This window comes from Aeromicrobium erythreum (genome assembly GCF_001509405.1).
Taxonomy (GTDB): domain Bacteria; phylum Actinomycetota; class Actinomycetes; order Propionibacteriales; family Nocardioidaceae; genus Aeromicrobium; species Aeromicrobium erythreum.
Genome location: NZ_CP011502.1, coordinates 1,373,332 through 1,390,834, shown reverse-complemented (window position 1 = coordinate 1,390,834; position 17,503 = coordinate 1,373,332). Strand labels below are relative to the sequence as shown.

At 72.4% G+C, this 17,503-nt stretch carries 13 protein-coding genes; 9 read left to right on the top strand and 4 right to left on the bottom strand.

Annotated elements, in window-relative coordinates:
• Positions 1-133 precede the first annotated feature (133 nt).
• The 4 genes from Aeryth_RS06535 (at position 134) to Aeryth_RS06520 (ending at position 6,273) form a co-directional block, all read left to right on the top strand.
• Complete coding sequence (locus tag Aeryth_RS06535; protein ID WP_067856200.1) at positions 134-3,961, top strand: multifunctional oxoglutarate decarboxylase/oxoglutarate dehydrogenase thiamine pyrophosphate-binding subunit/dihydrolipoyllysine-residue succinyltransferase subunit; 3,828 nt, start codon at positions 134-136, stop codon at positions 3,959-3,961.
• Positions 3,962-3,964: 3 nt separating this feature from the next.
• The gene (locus Aeryth_RS06530; protein ID WP_067856197.1) at positions 3,965-4,147 is read left to right on the top strand and encodes a DUF6104 family protein; all 183 of its coding nucleotides are present in this window, start codon (positions 3,965-3,967) and stop codon (positions 4,145-4,147) included.
• A 271-nt stretch (positions 4,148-4,418) separates the two neighbouring features.
• Positions 4,419-5,147: an AAA family ATPase gene (locus Aeryth_RS06525; protein ID WP_067856194.1), complete on the top strand. Its 729-nt coding sequence runs from the start codon at positions 4,419-4,421 to the stop codon at positions 5,145-5,147.
• A complete protein-coding gene (locus Aeryth_RS06520; RefSeq protein ID WP_067856191.1) occupies positions 5,140-6,273 on the top strand; it encodes an SLC13 family permease in 1,134 nt (377 codons plus the stop codon). The genes Aeryth_RS06525 and Aeryth_RS06520 overlap by 8 nt, the downstream gene beginning before the upstream one ends.
• 21 nt (positions 6,274-6,294) lie before the next feature.
• On the opposite strand, the gene Aeryth_RS06515 is transcribed toward Aeryth_RS06520, so the two are convergent.
• From Aeryth_RS06515 to Aeryth_RS06505, 3 genes are all read right to left on the bottom strand, one after another.
• Positions 6,295-7,263 carry a zinc-binding dehydrogenase gene (locus Aeryth_RS06515; RefSeq protein ID WP_067856188.1) on the bottom strand — a complete coding sequence of 323 codons (969 nt, stop codon included), beginning with the start codon at positions 7,261-7,263 and terminating at the stop codon, positions 6,295-6,297.
• A 74-nt stretch (positions 7,264-7,337) separates the two neighbouring features.
• On the bottom strand, positions 7,338-8,540 hold the full coding sequence (locus tag Aeryth_RS06510) for an NAD(P)-dependent malic enzyme (protein ID WP_067856185.1): 1,203 nt from the start codon (positions 8,538-8,540) through the stop codon (positions 7,338-7,340).
• A 142-nt stretch (positions 8,541-8,682) separates the two neighbouring features.
• Positions 8,683-9,117, bottom strand: a complete 435-nt coding sequence (locus Aeryth_RS06505) for a hypothetical protein (protein WP_067856182.1) — start codon at positions 9,115-9,117, stop codon at positions 8,683-8,685.
• A gap of 210 nt (positions 9,118-9,327) precedes the next feature.
• Between Aeryth_RS06505 and Aeryth_RS06500 the strand changes: the two genes are divergently transcribed.
• Positions 9,328-9,579 carry a WhiB family transcriptional regulator gene (locus Aeryth_RS06500; protein WP_067856180.1) on the top strand — a complete coding sequence of 84 codons (252 nt, stop codon included), beginning with the start codon at positions 9,328-9,330 and terminating at the stop codon, positions 9,577-9,579.
• 149 nt (positions 9,580-9,728) lie between these two features.
• Here Aeryth_RS06500 and Aeryth_RS06495 read toward each other — a convergent pair whose 3' ends face one another.
• Positions 9,729-11,174 carry a sensor histidine kinase gene (locus Aeryth_RS06495; RefSeq protein ID WP_067856177.1) on the bottom strand — a complete coding sequence of 482 codons (1,446 nt, stop codon included), beginning with the start codon at positions 11,172-11,174 and terminating at the stop codon, positions 9,729-9,731.
• 56 nt (positions 11,175-11,230) lie between these two features.
• Here Aeryth_RS06495 and Aeryth_RS06490 point away from each other — a divergent pair, with 56 nt between their 5' ends.
• The 4 genes from Aeryth_RS06490 to Aeryth_RS06475 all read left to right on the top strand — a co-directional run bounded on the left by Aeryth_RS06490 (position 11,231) and on the right by Aeryth_RS06475 (position 17,478).
• Entirely contained in the window at positions 11,231-12,187 is a 957-nt protein-coding gene (locus Aeryth_RS06490) for a DUF2785 domain-containing protein (RefSeq protein WP_083516588.1), read from the top strand.
• Positions 12,188-12,197: 10 nt separating this feature from the next.
• Entirely contained in the window at positions 12,198-13,901 is a 1,704-nt protein-coding gene (locus Aeryth_RS06485; RefSeq protein WP_067856173.1) for an acetolactate synthase, read from the top strand.
• Positions 13,902-13,966: 65 nt separating this feature from the next.
• Positions 13,967-15,700, top strand: coding sequence for an ABC transporter transmembrane domain-containing protein (locus tag Aeryth_RS06480; RefSeq protein ID WP_067856170.1), 1,734 nt, complete (start codon positions 13,967-13,969; stop codon positions 15,698-15,700).
• Positions 15,697-17,478 (top strand): ABC transporter ATP-binding protein, encoded by a 1,782-nt coding sequence (locus Aeryth_RS06475; protein WP_067856167.1) that lies wholly within the window; start codon positions 15,697-15,699, stop codon positions 17,476-17,478. The genes Aeryth_RS06480 and Aeryth_RS06475 overlap by 4 nt, the downstream gene beginning before the upstream one ends.
• The last annotated feature ends 25 nt before the right edge of the window (positions 17,479-17,503 follow it).

Sequence of the window (17,503 nt, the reverse complement as noted above, 5' to 3'; positions counted from 1 at the left end):
ACCCCGTGGGACGGTGGGAGACACGGCTCCAGGCAGGGCGAACCGGACGTCGAGCGTCCGGGCCAGCGCGCTAGTCTTGAGTCGCACCGTGTCCAAGTGCGCAGGGAACCAACCGGAAGAGGCGATCGAGGCCGTGGCCGAGTCCTCACATGACCCGTCAACCCCCGACTTCGGGACGAACCAGTGGCTCGTCGAGGAGATGTACGACCAGTACAAGGCGGACCCCGCCTCCCTCGACCCGACCTGGGTGACGTTCTTCGAGGAGGGTGACGGCGCGGCGCTCCTGCGGGACAACGGCACCGCCCCCTCCTCGAACGGGGCCGCGCGCAACGGCACCTCGGCGAACGGCACGTCCGCGAACGGCTCTGGGCCGGCAGCCGCCACGGTCGCCGAGAAGAAGCCCGAGCCCGCCCCCGCGAAGACCCCGGAGAAGAAGCCCGAGCCTGCCGCTGCAGCACCCGCGCCGAAGAAGGCCGAGCCCGCCGCCGCGAAGCCTGCGGAGAGCAAGGCGCCGGAGAAGAAGCCGCAGGCTGCACGTCCCGCAGGCCGCTCCACCGACCCGAAGTCGACGTCGGCCGCGCCCGAGCCCTCGGGTCCGGGCGAGGTCGAGCGCGTGCCGCTCAAGGGCGCGCCGGCGCGCACCGCGGCCAACATGGACGCCAGCCTCGAGGTCCCCACCGCCACGAGCGTGCGCTCGGTGCCGGTCAAGCTGCTCTTCGACAACCGCATCGTCATCAACAACCACCTCGCCCGCGCCCGCGGCGGCAAGGTGTCGTTCACCCACCTCATCGGCTACGCCGTCGTCAAGGCCCTCACGGCCATGCCGGAGATGAACACCGGCTACGACACCGACGAGAAGGGCAAGCCGGTCCAGCTGAAGCCTGAGCACGTCAACTTCGGCCTCGCGATCGATACGAAGAACGCCAAGGGCGAGCGCCAGCTCCTCGTGCCGTCCATCAAGGCCGCCGAGACCATGAACTTCGCGCAGTTCTGGCAGGCGTACGAGGCGATGGTCAAGAAGGCCCGCGACGGCAAGCTCGAGGTCTCCGACTTCCAGGGCACCACCGCCAGCCTCACCAACCCCGGAGGCATCGGCACCAACCACTCCGTCCCGCGGCTCATGAAGGGTCAGGGCGTCATCGTCGGCGTCGGCTCCATGGAGTACCCGCCGGAGTTCCAGGGCGCGTCCGAGCACACCATCGCCCACCTCGCTGTCAGCAAGATGATGACGCTGACCTCGACCTACGACCACCGCGTCATCCAGGGTGCGCAGTCGGGCGAGTTCCTGCGTCGGATCCACCAGCTGCTCCTCGGCGAGGAGGGCTTCTACGACGAGATCTTCCAGGCGCTGCGGATCCCCTACGAGCCGATCCGCTGGGCCCAGGACATCGCCGTCAGCCACGACGACGAGGTGCACCGCCAGGCGCGCGTGCTCGAGCTGATCCACGCCTTCCGCGTGCGCGGTCACCTCATGGCCGACACGAACCCGCTCGAGTACCGCCAGCGCAGCCACCCCGACCTCGACACCGCGTCGCACGGCCTGACCCTGTGGGACCTCGACCGCGAGTTCGCCACCGGCTCGTTCGCGAGCGGCACGGGCAAGCGCTTCATGAAGCTGCGCGAGATCCTCGGCGTCCTGCGCGACTCCTACTGCCGCTCCATCGGCCTGGAGTACATGCACATCCAGGACCCGGGCGAGCGTCAGTGGCTGCAGGACCGCATCGAGGTGGGCCACACGAAGCCCCCGCGCGAGGAGCAGCTGCGCATCCTGCTGAAGCTCAACCAGGCCGAAGCGTTCGAGACCTTCCTGCAGACGAAGTTCGTCGGCCAGAAGCGGTTCAGCCTCGAGGGCGGGGAGACCACCATCCCGCTGCTCGACGAGATCTGCGAGGAGGCTGCCGCCGACGGCCTCGAGGAGGTCTGCATCGGCATGGCCCACCGCGGCCGTCTCAACGTCCTCGTCAACATCGCCGGCAAGAGCGCCGGCACGGTGTTCCGCGAGTTCGAGGGCAACATCGACCCCCGCACGGTGCAGGGCTCCGGCGACGTCAAGTACCACCTGGGCGTCGAGGGCGAGTTCCGCTCCGAGCACGGCGACACGATCAAGGTGTCGGTGGCCGCCAACCCGTCGCACCTCGAGGTCGTCGACCCGGTGCTCGAGGGCATCACCCGCGCGAAGCAGGACCGTCTCAACCGCGGTGCCGAGTTCCCGGTGCTGCCGGTCCTCGTGCACGGCGACGCCGCGTTCGCCGGCCAGGGTGTCGTCGCGGAGACGCTGAACCTCTCGCAGCTGCGCGGCTACCGCACGGGCGGCACGATCCACGTGATCGTCAACAACCAGGTCGGCTTCACGACGAGCCCGTCGTCGTCGCGCTCCTCGACCTACTGCACCGACGTCGCCCGCATGGTCCAGGCGCCGATCCTGCACGTGAACGGCGACGACCCGGAGGCGTGCATCCGCGTCGCCGACCTCGCCTACGAGTACCGCAAGACGTTCAACAAGGACGTCGTGATCGACCTGGTCTGCTATCGCCGCCGCGGCCACAACGAGGGCGACGACCCGTCGTTCACGCAGCCGCTGATGTACGACACGATCAACGCGAAGAAGTCGGTGCGCAAGCTCTACACCGAGGCGCTCGTGGGTCGTGGCGACATCACCATCGAGGAGGCCGAGGCCGCCCTCGCGGACTACCAGTCCCAGCTCGAGCGCAACTTCGCCGACGTCAAGGAGGCCACCTCCTCCGACGCCGACTACACGCGCACCCCCGACTACCCCGAGAAGCCCGAGCAGGAGGGCGCGCTCGAGACGGCTGTGTCCCCCGAGGTCATGAAGGCCGTGTCGTCGGCCTACACGTCCGTGCCCGACGGCTTCACGGTCCACCCGAAGGTGCTCCCCCAGCTGCAGCGTCGCGCCCAGTCCATCGAGACGGGCCCGATCGACTGGGGCACGGGCGAGATCATCGCGTTCGGGTCGCTGCTGCTCGAGGGTCGCCCTGTGCGCCTCGCCGGCCAGGACTCGCGGCGCGGCACGTTCTCCTCGCGCTTCGCGACGATCATCGACCGCAACAACGGCAGCGAGTGGACCCCGCTGTCGCACGTCGGCGACGAGCAGGCGACGTTCTACATCTACGACTCGCTGCTGAGCGAGTACGCCGCGCTCGGCTTCGAGTACGGCTACTCCGTGGCGCGTCCGGAGGCCCTCACCCTGTGGGAGGCGCAGTTCGGCGACTTCGTCAACGGCGCCCAGCCGGTCATCGACGAGTACATCTCCTCCGGTGAGACGAAGTGGGGCCAGAAGTCCGGCGTCGTGCTGCTCCTGCCCCACGGCTACGAGGGCCAGGGGCCGGACCACTCGTCGGCGCGCATCGAGCGGTTCCTGCAGCTCGCCGCCAACGACGAGATGACGATCGCCCAGCCGTCGACGTCGGCGTCGTACTTCCACCTGCTGCGTCGGCACACGCTGGAGGGCCAGCACCGTCCGCTCATCGTGTTCACGCCCAAGCAGCTGCTGCGTCGCAAGAGCGCGGCGTCGCAGCCGGACGAGTTCACGTCGGGCCAGTGGCGTCCGGTCATCGGCGACGACTCCGTCGACGCCGAGAAGGTCGACACGGTGCTGCTGTGCTCGGGCCGGATCGCGCACGACCTGTTCGACGAGCGCGCTAAGCGTGAGGGCGACGACCCGACGACGGCGATCGTCCGCCTCGAGCAGCTGTACCCGCGCCCGGTCGAGCAGATCAAGACCGAGCTCGCTCGCTTCAGCGGCGTGAAGAACGTCCGCTGGGTGCAGGACGAGCCCGCGAACCAGGGTCCGTGGCCCGACGCCGCACTGCACTACCCCGACGCCGTGGCGTCCGGTGCGCTGACGCTCGTGTCGCGCCCGGCGTCGTCGACGACGGCCGTGGGCTCGAAGTCGCGGCACGACGCCGAGCAGCGTGAGCTGATGGACGCGGCGTTCGCCTGAGCCGTGTACTTCACCGATCGAGGCATCGAGGAGCTGGCGGCCCGCCGCGGCGAGGAGGAGATCTCCTTCGCGTGGCTGGCCGACCGGCTCGTCGAGTTCGTCGACCTGCACCCCGACTTCGAGGTGCCGGTCGAGCGGCTGGCCACCTGGCTCGCCCGTCTCGACGATGATGATGACGATCTCTGAGCGAGCTTTGCGAGCGAACGAGATCGGCAGGTCGAGTAGTGCACGCCGAAGGCGTCGGTCTGTATCGAGACCTGGCGAGCGTCCAGACCTCATCACCCCTGAGTAGGAACCGCTGAGCCGCTGCCGAGTGGTCTCGCTCCATCGCGGCTACGCCCCTGCTGCGATGGCTCCACAGCCCGCACACGCTCGTCCCTCGCGGTGCTCGTCTACTCGACCAGCCGCGGACGCGGCTGAGCACGCTCCTGTCCTCCCCCACTGCCACACTGTCCCGGTGAGGTTCGACCAGCCGCCCGTGGTCCGGGTGATCCCGGAGGGCGCAGGTGATCTCGACCCCTGGCTCGACGACGTCCCCGCCGTCCAGCAGGTGCTGCGCGAGGGTCTCGACCTCGCGCCCGGGGTCACGTTCCTCGTCGGCGAGAACGGGGCCGGGAAGTCGACGATCGTGGAGGCGGTGGCGATGGCCTACGGGTTGTCGCCGGAGGGAGGCAGCCCGCACGGGCAGCACCGCTCGCGACCGAGCGAGTCGGCCCTGCACACGGCCCTGACCCTGCAGCGAGGTGTGGGGTCGGGGCGGTGGGGCTTCTTCCTGCGCGCGGAGACGATGCACGGCTGGTACACGTACCAGGAGGGTGTCGGCGGCCCCGACCTGCACGCGATGAGCCACGGGGAGTCCTTCCTGGAGGTGCTGCGCCGACGCTTCGACTCCCCCGGCTTCTACTGCCTCGACGAGCCCGAGGCCGCGCTGTCGTTCTCCTCGAGCCTGGCGCTGCTGCGCACCCTCCACGACATCGCCGCGACGGGGGGTCAGGTGCTGTGCGCGGCCCACTCCCCCGTCGTCGCGTCGCTGCCGGGGGCACGGATCCTGGAGGTCGGTCCGTGGGGGCTGCGGGAGACGAGCTGGGAGTCGCTCGACCTCGTCGCCCACTGGCGCGCCTACCTCGAGGCACCGGGGCGCTACCTGCGGCACGTGCTCGCCGACGACCGGGACGACGATGGCTGACCGCGGGGTCGCGGCGCGGGTCCGGCACCTGCTGACCGCCAACCCCTTCCTCACCGCGACGGCCGTCGCGGCCGCCTTGACCTGCCTGCTCGTGCCGCCGAGCGCTGAGTACCTGCACTATCCCGAGTACCGCACGCTCGTGGGGCTGTGGTGCTTCCTGACGGTCATCAGCGCGCTCGACCGGACGCACCTCGTCACCGCCGCGGCGGAGGGGGCCGTGGGGGTCCTGCGTGGTCGGCGGACGCTGGTCGTCGGGCTGGTCCTGCTGACCGCGCTCGGGTCGATGCTCATCACCAACGACATGGCGCTGCTGACCTTCCTCCCGCTGTCGGCGCTCGCCCTGCGTGCGACGGGCGACGAGGAGCACCTGGCCTACGTCTTCGTGCTGCAGACCGTCGCGGCGAACCTTGGCGGCATGATCACGCCGTTCGGCAGCCCGCAGAACCTCTTCCTCTACCAGTACTTCCACCTGTCGGTCGGTCAGCTCGTCGCCGTCATGGCGATCCCGTTCGTGCTGTCGATCGCGCTGCTCGTGCTTGCGTGCCTGCGCGTCCCGGGCGGCCCCATCCGACCGGTCACCTCCCGGACGTCCGTGCGCTGGCGACCGGCGGCCGTCCACCTGGTCCTGTTCGGCGTCGCCGTCGCGCTCGTCGTGCGTGCGCTCCCGGTCTGGACGGGCCTCGTGGTCGTCGCGGTGGTGGCGGTCGTCGACCGGCGGGCCCTGCGGTCGGTCGACTACGGGCTGCTCGCGACGTTCATGCTGTTCTTCGTCTTCGCCGGCAACCTGGAGCGCGTGCCGCAGGCCAGCGGGTTCCTGCAGGACCTGCTGCAGGAGCACGTCCTGCTCTGGAGCGTGGCCGGGAGCCAGCTGATCTCCAACGTGCCGACCGCGCTGATCTACGCGCCCTTCACCGACGACTGGCGCGCGCTCCTGCTGGGCGTCAACGTCGGCGGGGTCGGCACCGTGGTGGCGTCGCTCGCGAGCCTGATCACCCTGCGCCGCTACCAGCTGCTGCGACCCGGCGGCACCCGCGCGTTCCTCGGCCTGTTCACCGTGGTGAACGTGCTGTTCCTGGTGGTGCTGCTGGGCGCCACGAGCGCCCTGCTGGCCGCCGGCGTCCTCTGACGTCGGCGGCCGGGCCGCAGGTCAGAGCGTCAGGACGATCTTGCCGAAGACGTCGCCGTCGACGACGCGCTGCAGACCCTGGGCCGCGTCGGCCATGGGGATCTCGCTGTCGATGAGCGGACGCGTCCCGGTGACGTCCATGAACTGCGCGAGCGCGTGGAGCTCGTCGCGCGTACCCATGGTGGAGCCGTGCACGCGCATCTGCTGGAAGAAGATGCGGGTCAGCTCGGCCGCCTTCGGCGCGTCACCCGACGTCGCGCCGGAGATGACGATCGTGCCGCCCGGACGCATCGACTTGACCGAGTGCGACCACGTGGCGGCGCCGACCGTCTCCATGACGGCGTCGACCTTCACGGGCAGTCGCGCCCCGGACTCGAACACCTCGTGCGCGCCGATCTCGAGCGCCTTGGCGCGCTTGTCCTCGTCGCGGCTCGTGGCCAGCACCCGGAACCCGGCTGCGCGGGCCAGCGTGATGAGGGCGGTGGCCACCCCACCGCCGGCGCCCTGCACGAGCACGGTGTCGCCCTGCTTGAGCCCCGACTGCGTGAACAGCATCCGGTAGGCGGTCAGCCAGGCCGTGGGCAGGCAGGCCGCCTCGCTGAACGACAGACCTGCCGGCTTCGGCACGACGTTGCGCGTCGGCACCGCCACCTTCTCGGCGAACGTGCCCTGGTGGCGCTCCGACAGCAGCGAGCGCTTGGGGTCGAGCGTCTCGTCACCGCGCCACGACGGGTCGCTGACGACGGCGTGCACGAGCACCTCGTTGCCGTCCTCGTCGTAGCCCGCCGCGTCGCAGCCGAGGATCATCGGCAACGACTCCTCGCGCAGGCCGACGCCGCGCAGGCTCCACACGTCGTGGTGGTTGATCGATGCCGCCTTGACCGTCACCGTGGTCCAGCCGTCCGGCACCTCGGGGTCGGGACGGTCCCCGACCACCAGCCCCTCGAGCGGGTTCTCGGGGTTGATCTGACCGGCGTAGACGGCGAACATGCGACTCCTTCGAGCAGGCGACGGCCAGGCGGAGCCCGGCCCCGGATGAGGTACCGCGTCCAGTATCGAGCGGATCAGTAGGGACGGCGCGCGAGGCCCTCACGGCGGGCGGTCTCCGTGACGGCCCGGCTGACGACGTCGGCCACCCGCGGGTCGAACGGCGACGGGATGACGTAGGACTCGCTCAGGTCGTCGCCGACGAGCTCGGCGATCGCGTGAGCGGCCGCCAGCTTCATGCCCTCGGAGATCGCCGTCGCACGCACCGCGAGCGCGCCGCGGAAGATGCCGGGGAACACGAGCACGTTGTTGATCTGGTTCGGGAAGTCCGAGCGCCCCGTGGCCACGACCCGCGCGTAGCGGTGCGCGACGTCGGGGTGCACCTCCGGGTTCGGGTTCGCCATCGCGAAGATGATCGCGTCGGGCGCCATGCGCGCGACGTCCTCCTCGGGGATGGTGCCACCGGAGACGCCGATGAACACGTCGGCCTTCTCCAGCGCGTCGCCCACGGTCCCGGGACGCGCCCAGTCGGCGGTCTGGTCGGCGAGCCACTGCTTGACGCTGTTGAGGTCGTCGCGCCCGGGGTGGATGACACCCTGGCGGTCGACGACGCTGATGCGGTGCACGCCCGCCGACTGCAGGATCTTCGCAATCGCCACACCGGCCGCGCCGGCGCCGGAGATGACGACCTTGAGGTCCTGCATGTCGCGGTCGGTCAGCCGGACGGCGTTGATGAGCGCGGCCAGCGTGACGACGGCCGTGCCGTGCTGGTCGTCGTGGAAGACCGGGATGTCGAGCCGCTCGATGAGCCGCTCCTCGATCTCGAAGCACCGCGGGCTCGAGATGTCCTCGAGGTTCACGCCGCCGAACGTCGGGGCCATGCGCACGATCGTCTCGACGATCTCGTCGACGTCGGTCGTCGCCAGCGCCACCGGGATGGCGTCGACGCCGCCGAACTGCTTGAACAGGACGGCCTTGCCCTCCATCACCGGCATCGAGGCGGCCGGGCCGATGTCGCCGAGACCGAGCACCGCGGTGCCGTCGGTGATGACCGCCACCGTGTTGGACACCCAGGTGTAGTCGTGCGACAGGTCCGGGTCGGCGGCGATCGCCTCGCACACCCGCGCGACGCCCGGCGTGTACGACATCGACAGGTCGTCGGCGTCACGCAGCGGTACCGTCGCGGCGACCTGCATCTTCCCGCCGCGGTGCAGCGCGAACACGGGGTCGGTGGGGTCGAACGCGTCGAACGTCGAGGTGGTGGAGTCGGTGGCGACCATGGGGCGGCAGCTTCTCTCTCGCTGAGGGCGGGGGCTCACGGGGCGGACCCGGAGCAGGACGGCGTCGACGCGGCCCGCGACCGGTAGGTGCACGGCGGGCCCGCGGACACGGGAGCGCGGCAGGTGATGCCGCCGCCCATTCTCACACGGGATCGTGGCGTCCGAGCGCCTGGGTGACCGGAGGTGACAGGAGGCACACCAGCGCGACGGCCGCGCCGCCCGCCAGCGTCGGGGTGATCCACGGGGCGTCGCCGCGGAAGTTGAACGACAGCGCGAGGCACAGGAGCTGGGAGAAGACGAGGAAGCCGCGCGGCCAGGCCCGACCGCGCAGCACCTGGACGACCGCCACCAGCAGCAGCACGCCGAGCGCACCGAGGAAGACCGCCGTGCTGATCCCCAGCCCCACCCGGTCGGCCTCCACCGAGGCCAGCTCGAGCACCGTGATCGCCAGCAGTCCAGCAGCCTGCAGCGCCACGACGACGCCGGACACGAGCAGCAGCGTCCGGGCAGGTCCGCGCGGCGCGACAGGGCTCCCGTCGGGCTGGTCCGAGGGGGTCGGGTCGCTCGTCTCGCTCACCCCGCCAGCCTAGGACCACGCCCCCGTCGCCACCCGCCCCAGGACCACGATGCCTCCTTTGGTATGACCTGTGTGACTCAACAGACATCGACCCACCGTGCTATCTCTTGTGCGACGCGCCTTTTGTTGAAACGATGAACGCGGCGCGTTGGTCTTCCCCTGGGCGGACATCCCTGCGCGCCTGCACACACAAGGGAAGGAGCTGTCGTCATGGACTGGCGCCACCACAGCGCATGTCTCGATGAAGACCCCGAGCTCTTCTTCCCCATCGGCAACACCGGCCCCGCGATCATGCAGATCGAGGAGGCGAAGGTCGTGTGTCGCCGCTGCGACGTCCGTGAGCAGTGCCTGCAGTGGGCACTCGAGTCCGGTCAGGACCATGGCGTCTGGGGAGGCATGAGCGAGGACGAGCGTCGTGCCCTCAAGCGTCGCAACGCCCGGGCGCGTATTCGCACCGCCTGAGACGTTCCACGCCGCACGCGTCCGAACCCCGTACCCGAGCCTGGGTACGGGGTTCTCGACGTCCGGGCACTTCTCCGCCCACGGCCCGGAACCCCCGCCGGGGCCCTGTGCCCGCCGCGATCGCCCACACCGACATCGAGGTCGAGGTGTCAGAGCGTCAGCGTGATGGCGACCGTCGCACCACGCCCGGGGCGCGACTCGAACTCCAGCGCGCCGCCGAGCTCGCTCTCCACCAGCGTGGAGACGATCGACAGGCCCAGGCTGCGCGTCGGGTCGAAGTCGGCCGGCAGCCCCACCCCGTCGTCGCTCACCCGCATGCGCAGCCGGTCGCGGATCCGGTTCACCGCCACCGTCACCCGACCGGCGCCGTCGGGGAACGCGTGCTCGGCGGCGTTCTGCACCAGCTCCGTGAGCACCATCGCCAACGGGGTCGCCACCTCCGCCGGCAGCAAGCCGAACGCCCCGATCCGTTCCGCGCGCACCTGAGGACCGCCGACGTCGAGCACCGAGCGCAGGAGCCGGTCGGCGATGTCGTCGAACGCGACGCTCTCGTCGAATCCCTGGCTCAGCGTCTCGTGGACCAGCGCGATCGAGCCGACGCGCCGCACGGCCTCCTCGAGCGCCGCCCGCGCCTCCGGCACGTCCATGCGCCGCGCCTGCAGCCGCAGCAGCGCCGCCACCGTCTGGAGGTTGTTCTTGACCCGGTGGTGGATCTCCCGGATCGTCGCCTCCTTCGACAGCAGCTGCTTCTCCCGCAGCCGCAGGTCGGTCACGTCGCGCAGCAACACGACGGCACCGTCACGCTCCCCGCGACCCCGTGCGCCCTCGCGGGTCACCGGGATCACCCGCAGCAGCAGCGTCGCCTCCGCGCCGACCACCTCGGCCTCGGCCGGAGCCATGCCCCCCAGCGCCGCCGCCGTGCTCAGGTCCGTCGGCGTTCGGCCGACGCACGCTGCCGTCACCTCGGCGAGGTCGACGTCCTGCAGGTCGCCGTGCAGACCCAGGCGGCGGTACGCCGACAGGGCGTTCGGACTCGCGTACTCGACCGTGCCGTCGGCGCGCGTCCGGATGAACCCGTCACCCACCCGCAGCGAGTCGGCCAGGTCGGAGCGACTGCCCGGCGTCGGGAACTCGCCACGCGCGACCATGGCGACCAAGGCCTGGGCGCACGCCCGGTACGTCACCTCGAGGTGGCTCGTGGCCCGCGCGTCGCGGCCGCTGCGCACCGCCAGCACCGCGATCGTGTCCGGACCCCGCCGCACCGGCACCAGCCGCACCCGCAGCCCGTCGCCGACCGCCGGGTCGTCGTCGTCCTGCGCACCCTCGCCCGCCAGCACCCGACCCGCCGCCGGGGAGCGCTCCGCGGGCACGAACGTGCCGGTGACGTCCTCCAGCAGCGTCGTCGCGCCCGTCGTCGGACGGATCTGCGCCACCGCCCACAGCCCCTTGGACTCCGCGTCGGGTACCCACAGCACCAGGTCGCCGAACGACAGGTCGGCCAGGATCTGCCAGTCCGCGACGAGCGCGTGCACCCAGCCCACGTCGGCGGGCGCGAGAGCCGTCTGCGACCGGATGATGTCGTCGGGCGTCGGCACGCGCCCACCCTAGCCGCGCCACTGCAGACCAGGACCCCTCTGGCACGATGGTCGAGATGTCCGAGGCGTACTGGCAGGCCGTGGTGCGGACCGGTCGACAGGTTCCGCTCGACCGCTCCCTCGACGAGTCCACCGCCGAGCTCGTCGAGATGCTCGGCCACCCGAACCCTCGACTCCGCGAGGACCTCGCCTACCCGCTGCTGACCACGTGGATCTCCACGGGCGTGTACGACGACCTCCTCGGCGGGCTCGGCGACGGCGTCGCGCCCGGCCTGCGGTACGGGCTCGGCCACGACGGCGACGTCTCGGTCGTCCGACGCTCCTACAGCGCCCTCCTGCTCGCCGACATCGTCGGGCGCGACAACACCCTGCACGTCCTGCCGTCCTCCACCGTCCTGGGCTGGGGCGACCGCGCCACCAGCTGGTACGTCCGCGAGCTCGACCACCGCGGCTGGGTGCCCGAGCAGGGATGGGCCCACGCCATCGCCCACGGCGCCGACCTGCTCGCCGCCCTCGCCCGCTCACGCCACTTCGACCGGCTCGAGCTGACGGTGCTGCTCGACGTGATCGCCGACCGCGTGCTCACCCCCACCTCCTACGTCTGGCGCCACGGTGAGGACGACCGCCTCGCCTACGCGGTCATGACCGCGCTGCACCGCAACGCGCTCGACCCGAGCATCGTCGAGCCCTGGCTCGCCCGCCTCGGCGCAGGCGTCCGCGCACCCCGCACCCGCGGCCACCTCGACGACGAGTGGCCCTCCCCGACCGCCAAGAACACGTCGTCCTTCCTGCGCGCCCTGCACCTGCAGCTCGCCCTCGGCGTCCAGGGTCGCGCCGACCTGCGCGGCGACGCCGAGCTGTTCGCCGAGCAGCCGGCCCACCGCGCCGACCTCCTCCTCGCCGTCCTCGACCAGATCCGCGGCGAGAGCCCCTGGCTGTACCGGCAGACCACCCGCGCCCGCCCCCTCGACGCCCCCGACGGCCCACCGGACAACGACACCGCCGTGCAGTAGCGTGCGAGCCATGTCACAGACCGACGAGTCCGCGGCCACCCCTGACGCCGACGGCGAGAGCTCCGCCCCCACTGCCCATGGTGGAGTCCACGCGCTCGAGGTGGCCCGCGCCCACGGCGTGCAGGCCATGTTCACGCTCTCCGGTGCCCACGTGTTCCCCATGTACGACGCCGCGGTCACCGCCGCCGACCCGATGCCCATCATCGACGTACGGCACGAGCCGACCGCCGTGTTCGCCGCCGAGGCCGTCGGCAAGCTGACCCGCACTCCGGGCCTCGCCGTGCTCACGGCCGGCCCGGGCGTCACCAACGGCGTCAGCCCGGTCGCGCAGGCCCACTTCGCCGGGTCGCCGCTCGTGGTCGTCGGCGGCCGCGCCCCGGCCGGCCGCTGGGGCATGGGCACCCTGCAGGAGCTCGACCACCCGCCGATCTTCGAGACCGTCTCGACGTGGGCGGCCACCGCGCACACCCTCGCCGACATCGCCCCCACCGTCCACGAGGCGTTCAACCGCGCCGGGTCCTCGCACCGCGGGCCGACCTTCGTCGACGTCCCGATGGACGAGTTCTTCAACGCCGGACCCCTGGGCGCCGCCACGGGTCCGGACCGGGCTCCCCTGCAGCCCAACGCCGACGACCTGAACCGCGTCGCTCGACTCCTGCAGGACGCCCACCACCCCGTGCTCGTCCTCGGGACCGACGTCTGGGCCGACGGCGCCGAGGACGCCGCGTCGCGCTTCGCCGCCGAGACCGGCATCCCCGTCATCGCCAACGGCATGGGTCGCGGGCTCCTGCCGGGTGGCCACCCCCAGCTCGTCACCAAGGCCCGCTCCGCCGCGTTCTCGGGGGCCGACCTCGTCGTCGTCGCCGGCACGCCGCTCGACTTCCGTCTCGGCTACGGCGTCTTCGGGGGCAAGGACGGCGCCACGCCGGCGCGGGTCGTCCACCTCGCCGACTCCCCCGGCCAGCTCTCGACCCACGCCGACCTCGCCGGGTCGGCCGCCGGCGACCTGACGCTCGTGCTCGACGGCATCCTGGCCGCACTGCAGTCGGCGCCCGGCTCCCGGCCGGACTGGTCGTCCTGGCTCGGGCAGCTGCAGGACCTCGTCTCCGCCGCGGCCGCGCGCGACGTCGACCTGCTCGCGTCGACCAGCGACCCCATCCACCCGGCACGGATCTACGGCGAGCTGCTCCCCCGCCTCGCCGACGACGCCGTCGTCATCGGCGACGGCGGCGACTTCGTGTCGTTCGCCGGGAAGTTCGTCGAGCCGCAGCGACCCGGCGGCTGGCTCGACCCCGGACCCTACGGCTGCCTGGGCGCCGGCATGGGCGCCGCCATGGCGGCCCGCATCACGCGACCCTCGAGCCAGGTCGTCGTGCTGTTCGGCGACGGCGCCGCCGGCATGTCGCTCATGGACGTCGACACCCTCGTGCGCCACGACCTGCCCGTGGTCATGATCGTCGGCAACAACTCCGCGTGGGGGCTGGAGAAGAGCCCCATGCAGATGCTCTACGGCTACGACGTCGCCGCCGACCTCGCACCGCACACGCGCTACGACCAGGTCGTCACCGCGCTCGGCGGCGGTGGCGAGATGGTGACCGACCCCGCGCAGATCGGGCCGGCGCTCGACCGCGCGTTCGCGTCGGGCGTGCCCTACCTCGTGAACGTCATGACCGACGTGTCCGCGGAGTACCCGCGCACCACGCACGGCGTGTGAGCCACGGCCCGTCGTCGTCGCGACCGCCGGTCGGGACGGCGACGGGTTAGGCTAACCTCACTCGCATGGGACGAGGTGGACGCGGCACGAGCACGACGTCGCCCGACGCACCCACCACCGCGCCGGCCACCGCCGGTGCCCTGCTCCGCCGGGCGCTGCGCCGCAACGGACGCGACCTCGGCCGCGGCTATCCCCTGCTGACGCTCTGGCAGCTCAGCGAGACCCTCGTGCCCGTCGTCATCGGGCTCGTCGTCGACCAGGCCGTCGACGGCGGCGGTCTCGGCGACCTCGCCTGGACGCTCGGCGTGCTCGTCGCGCTCTTCGTGGTGCTCAGCAACGGCTACCGCTTCGGTGCGCGCTTCATCAAGCAGGGCATCGAGCGCGAGGCGCACGCGCTGCGCGTCGAGGTCGCGGGGCACGTGCTGCACCCCCGGGGCGCGCGGACCGACCGGCTCGCCGGCGAGACCCTCTCGATCGCGACGTCCGACGCCGACCTCGTGCCGATGGCCCTGCACCAGCTCGGCTACGCGATCGCGTCCCTCGTCGCAGTGCTCGTGACGGCCGCGTACGTGCTCCGCGTCGACGTCGTGCTGGGCCTGCTCATCCTGCTCGGGGTGCCCGCCGTGCTCGTCGCGATCCAGGCGCTCGCCCCGCTGGTCGCACGCCGCACCGCCCGGCAGCAGGAGAGCACGGCCGCCGCCTCGGGACTCGCGGCCGACCTGCTCGAGGGCCTGCGCCCGCTCAAGGGCATCGGCGGCGAGGACGTCGCCCTGCGTCGCTACCGTGCCGCGAGTACCCGGGCGAGCGACGACACCGTCGCCGTCGCCCGCTCCTGGGGCTACCTCGACGGCTTCACCACCGCGCTCAGCGGCCTGCTGCTCGCCGCGGTCGCGCTACTCGCCGGACGTCGCGCCCTCGACGGCGACATCAGCCTCGGCGAGCTGATCGCGTTGGTCGGCCTCACGCAGTTCCTCGCCGAGCCGCTGCGCGGGCTCGGCGACGTGAGCGCGCAGTTCGCGGCGTCGCGCGCGTCGGCCGCGCGCATCGTCGACTTCCTCGCGACGCCTCGCGTCCTCGCACCCGGAGGTCGCGCGCCCAGCCAGGACCGGCCCGAGCTCGTGCTCGACGACGTCGCGGCAGGTCCGCTCGACGGGCTCAGCCTGCACCTGCGCCACGACGAGCTCGTCGCCGTCGCGGTCGACGATCCTGCGGTCTCCGACGCCCTGGTGGCCCTGCTCTCCGGCGACCTCGACCTCGACTCCGGACGCGCGCGCCTCGGCGACGTCGACCTCGCCGAGCTGTCCGTGGCCGGACGTCGCCGGCACCTGCTCGTCGTCGCGCACCACGGCGGCATCACGGAGGGCACGCTGCGCACCACCGTCGACCCGGGCGGGCAGCACGACGACGACGCGCTCGCCCCGGCCCTCACCGCCTCGGCCGCCGACGACGTCGTCCGTCTGCACCCCGACGGGCTGGACCGCCCGGTCCGCGCCGGCGGCAGCAGCCTCTCCGGCGGCCAGCGGCAGCGGCTCGCCCTGGCGCGCGCCCTGGCTACCGACCGACCCGTCGTCGTCCTGCAGGACCCGACGAGCGCCGTCGACGCCGTGACCGAGCAGGCCGTGGCCGACGGGGTGCGACGTCTGCGCACCGGACGGTCCACCCTCGTGCTGACCTCCAGCCCGGCCCTGCTGCGCGCCGCCGACCGCGTGCTCGTCGTGCGCGGTGGACGCGTGGTCGCCGAGGGCACGCACCTGGACCTGCTCCGCGACGCCGACTACCGCGAGGCGGTCGAGCGATGAGCCAGACCCAGCACGCCGACCAGCTCCTGCCGGTCGCCGACGGTCGCAGCACCACGCGCGTCGCGTGGCGTCTGCTGCGCGCGCGTCGAGGCAGCCTGGCGCTGACCGTGGCCGCCTTCCTGGTGACCGGCTTCGCCGGCATCGTGCCGGTGCTCATGATCGGCCGCGTCGTCGACGTCGTGCGTGACGACGGCACCTTCGCAGAGGTGCTCGCGCCGGTCGCCGTCATGCTGGCCGCCGCGGTCGTCGCCGCGGTGTCGACCACCGTGTCGACGGCAGCGCTCGCCAGGACGGTGGCACCCGCCCTGGCGGAGCTGCGCGAGGAGGTGCTCGACCGAGCCCTCCACCTCGACTCCCAGCAGCTCGAGGCGGCCGGCGTCGGCGACGTCCTCGGACGCGTGGGCGACGACGTGCGGCGCGTCACCGAGTCGCTCGACGAGGCCATCCCGATGCTCCTCACGTCGGTCTCGGCGATCGCCTTCACCGTCGGCGGCCTCTTCACGCTCGACTGGCGGCTGGGCTTGGCAGGTCTCGCTGCCGCGCCGGGCTACGTGCTCGGCATGCGGTGGTACCTGCCGCGCTCGATCCCGTACTACCGGGCCGAGCGCACGGCCGAGGGCGCGCGCGCCGAGGTGCTCGTGACCGGCGTGCGCGACGCGCCGACGCTGCGTGCGTTCGGTGTCGAGGACATCGCCCTCGAGCGGGTGGAGCGACGTTCCGGCGACGCCGTCGCGATCACGCTCGACGTCTTCCGCCTCTACACGCGGCTCGGCGCCCGCATGAACGCGTCGGAGTGCGTCGGGCTCGTCGTCGTCCTGGCGACGGGGTACGCCCTCGTCAGCACCGGCTCCGCCAGCGTCGGTGACGCGACGGCCGCGGCGCTCTTCTTCCACCGGCTGTTCAACCCGATCGGTGCGGTGCTCTACGTCTTCGACGCCGCACAGGCCAGTGGTGCCGCCCTCGCGCGCCTTGCCGGGGTCGCGCTCATCCCGCCGCGCGACGTCGCGCCGGTCGACGCGGGGCCCGAGCCGGTGCTCACGCTGCAGGGCGTGCACCACGCGTACGAGACCGGCCGGCCCGTGCTCGCCCCCGTCGACCTGACGATCCAGCCCGGCGAGCACGTCGCCGTCGTCGGTGCGACGGGCGCCGGCAAGTCGACGCTCGGCGGCATCGCGGCCGGGACGCTGCGGCCCACCGGAGGCCACGTCCGGCTCGGCGCGCTCGACGTGACCACGGCACCCGAGCCCGTCGTGCGCCGGCACGTGGCCCTCGTGTCGCAGGAGGTGCACGTGTTCGCCGGCAGCCTGCGCGACAACCTGCTGCTGGCCCGGGCCGACGCCGACGACGACGCGCTGTGGAGCGCCCTCGCGACCACCGACGCCGCCGGCTGGGCCCGCGCGCTCCCCCACGGCCTGGACACCGTGGTCGGCGACCTCGGGCACCCGCTCACCCCGGCCCAGACGCAGCAGCTCGCCCTCAGCCGCGTCGCCCTGCTCGACCCGCAGGTGGTCGTGCTCGACGAGGCGACGGCGGAGGCCGGCTCGTCGGGCGCCCGCGAGCTCGAGCAGGCGGCCGCCGCGGTCACGCACGGTCGGGCGGCACTGGTCATCGCGCACCGGCTCACCCAGGCCCGGACCGCCGACCGCGTGCTCGTGATGGAGGACGGTGCCGTCGTCGAGGAGGGCTCGCACGAGACGCTCCTGCGCGCCGGCGGGCGCTACGCGCAGCTGTGGGCGGCGTGGTCCGACACCGGCGAGCAGCCCGTCGGGCAGGCTTGACCCGACCCGTCCGCTGACCCAGGAG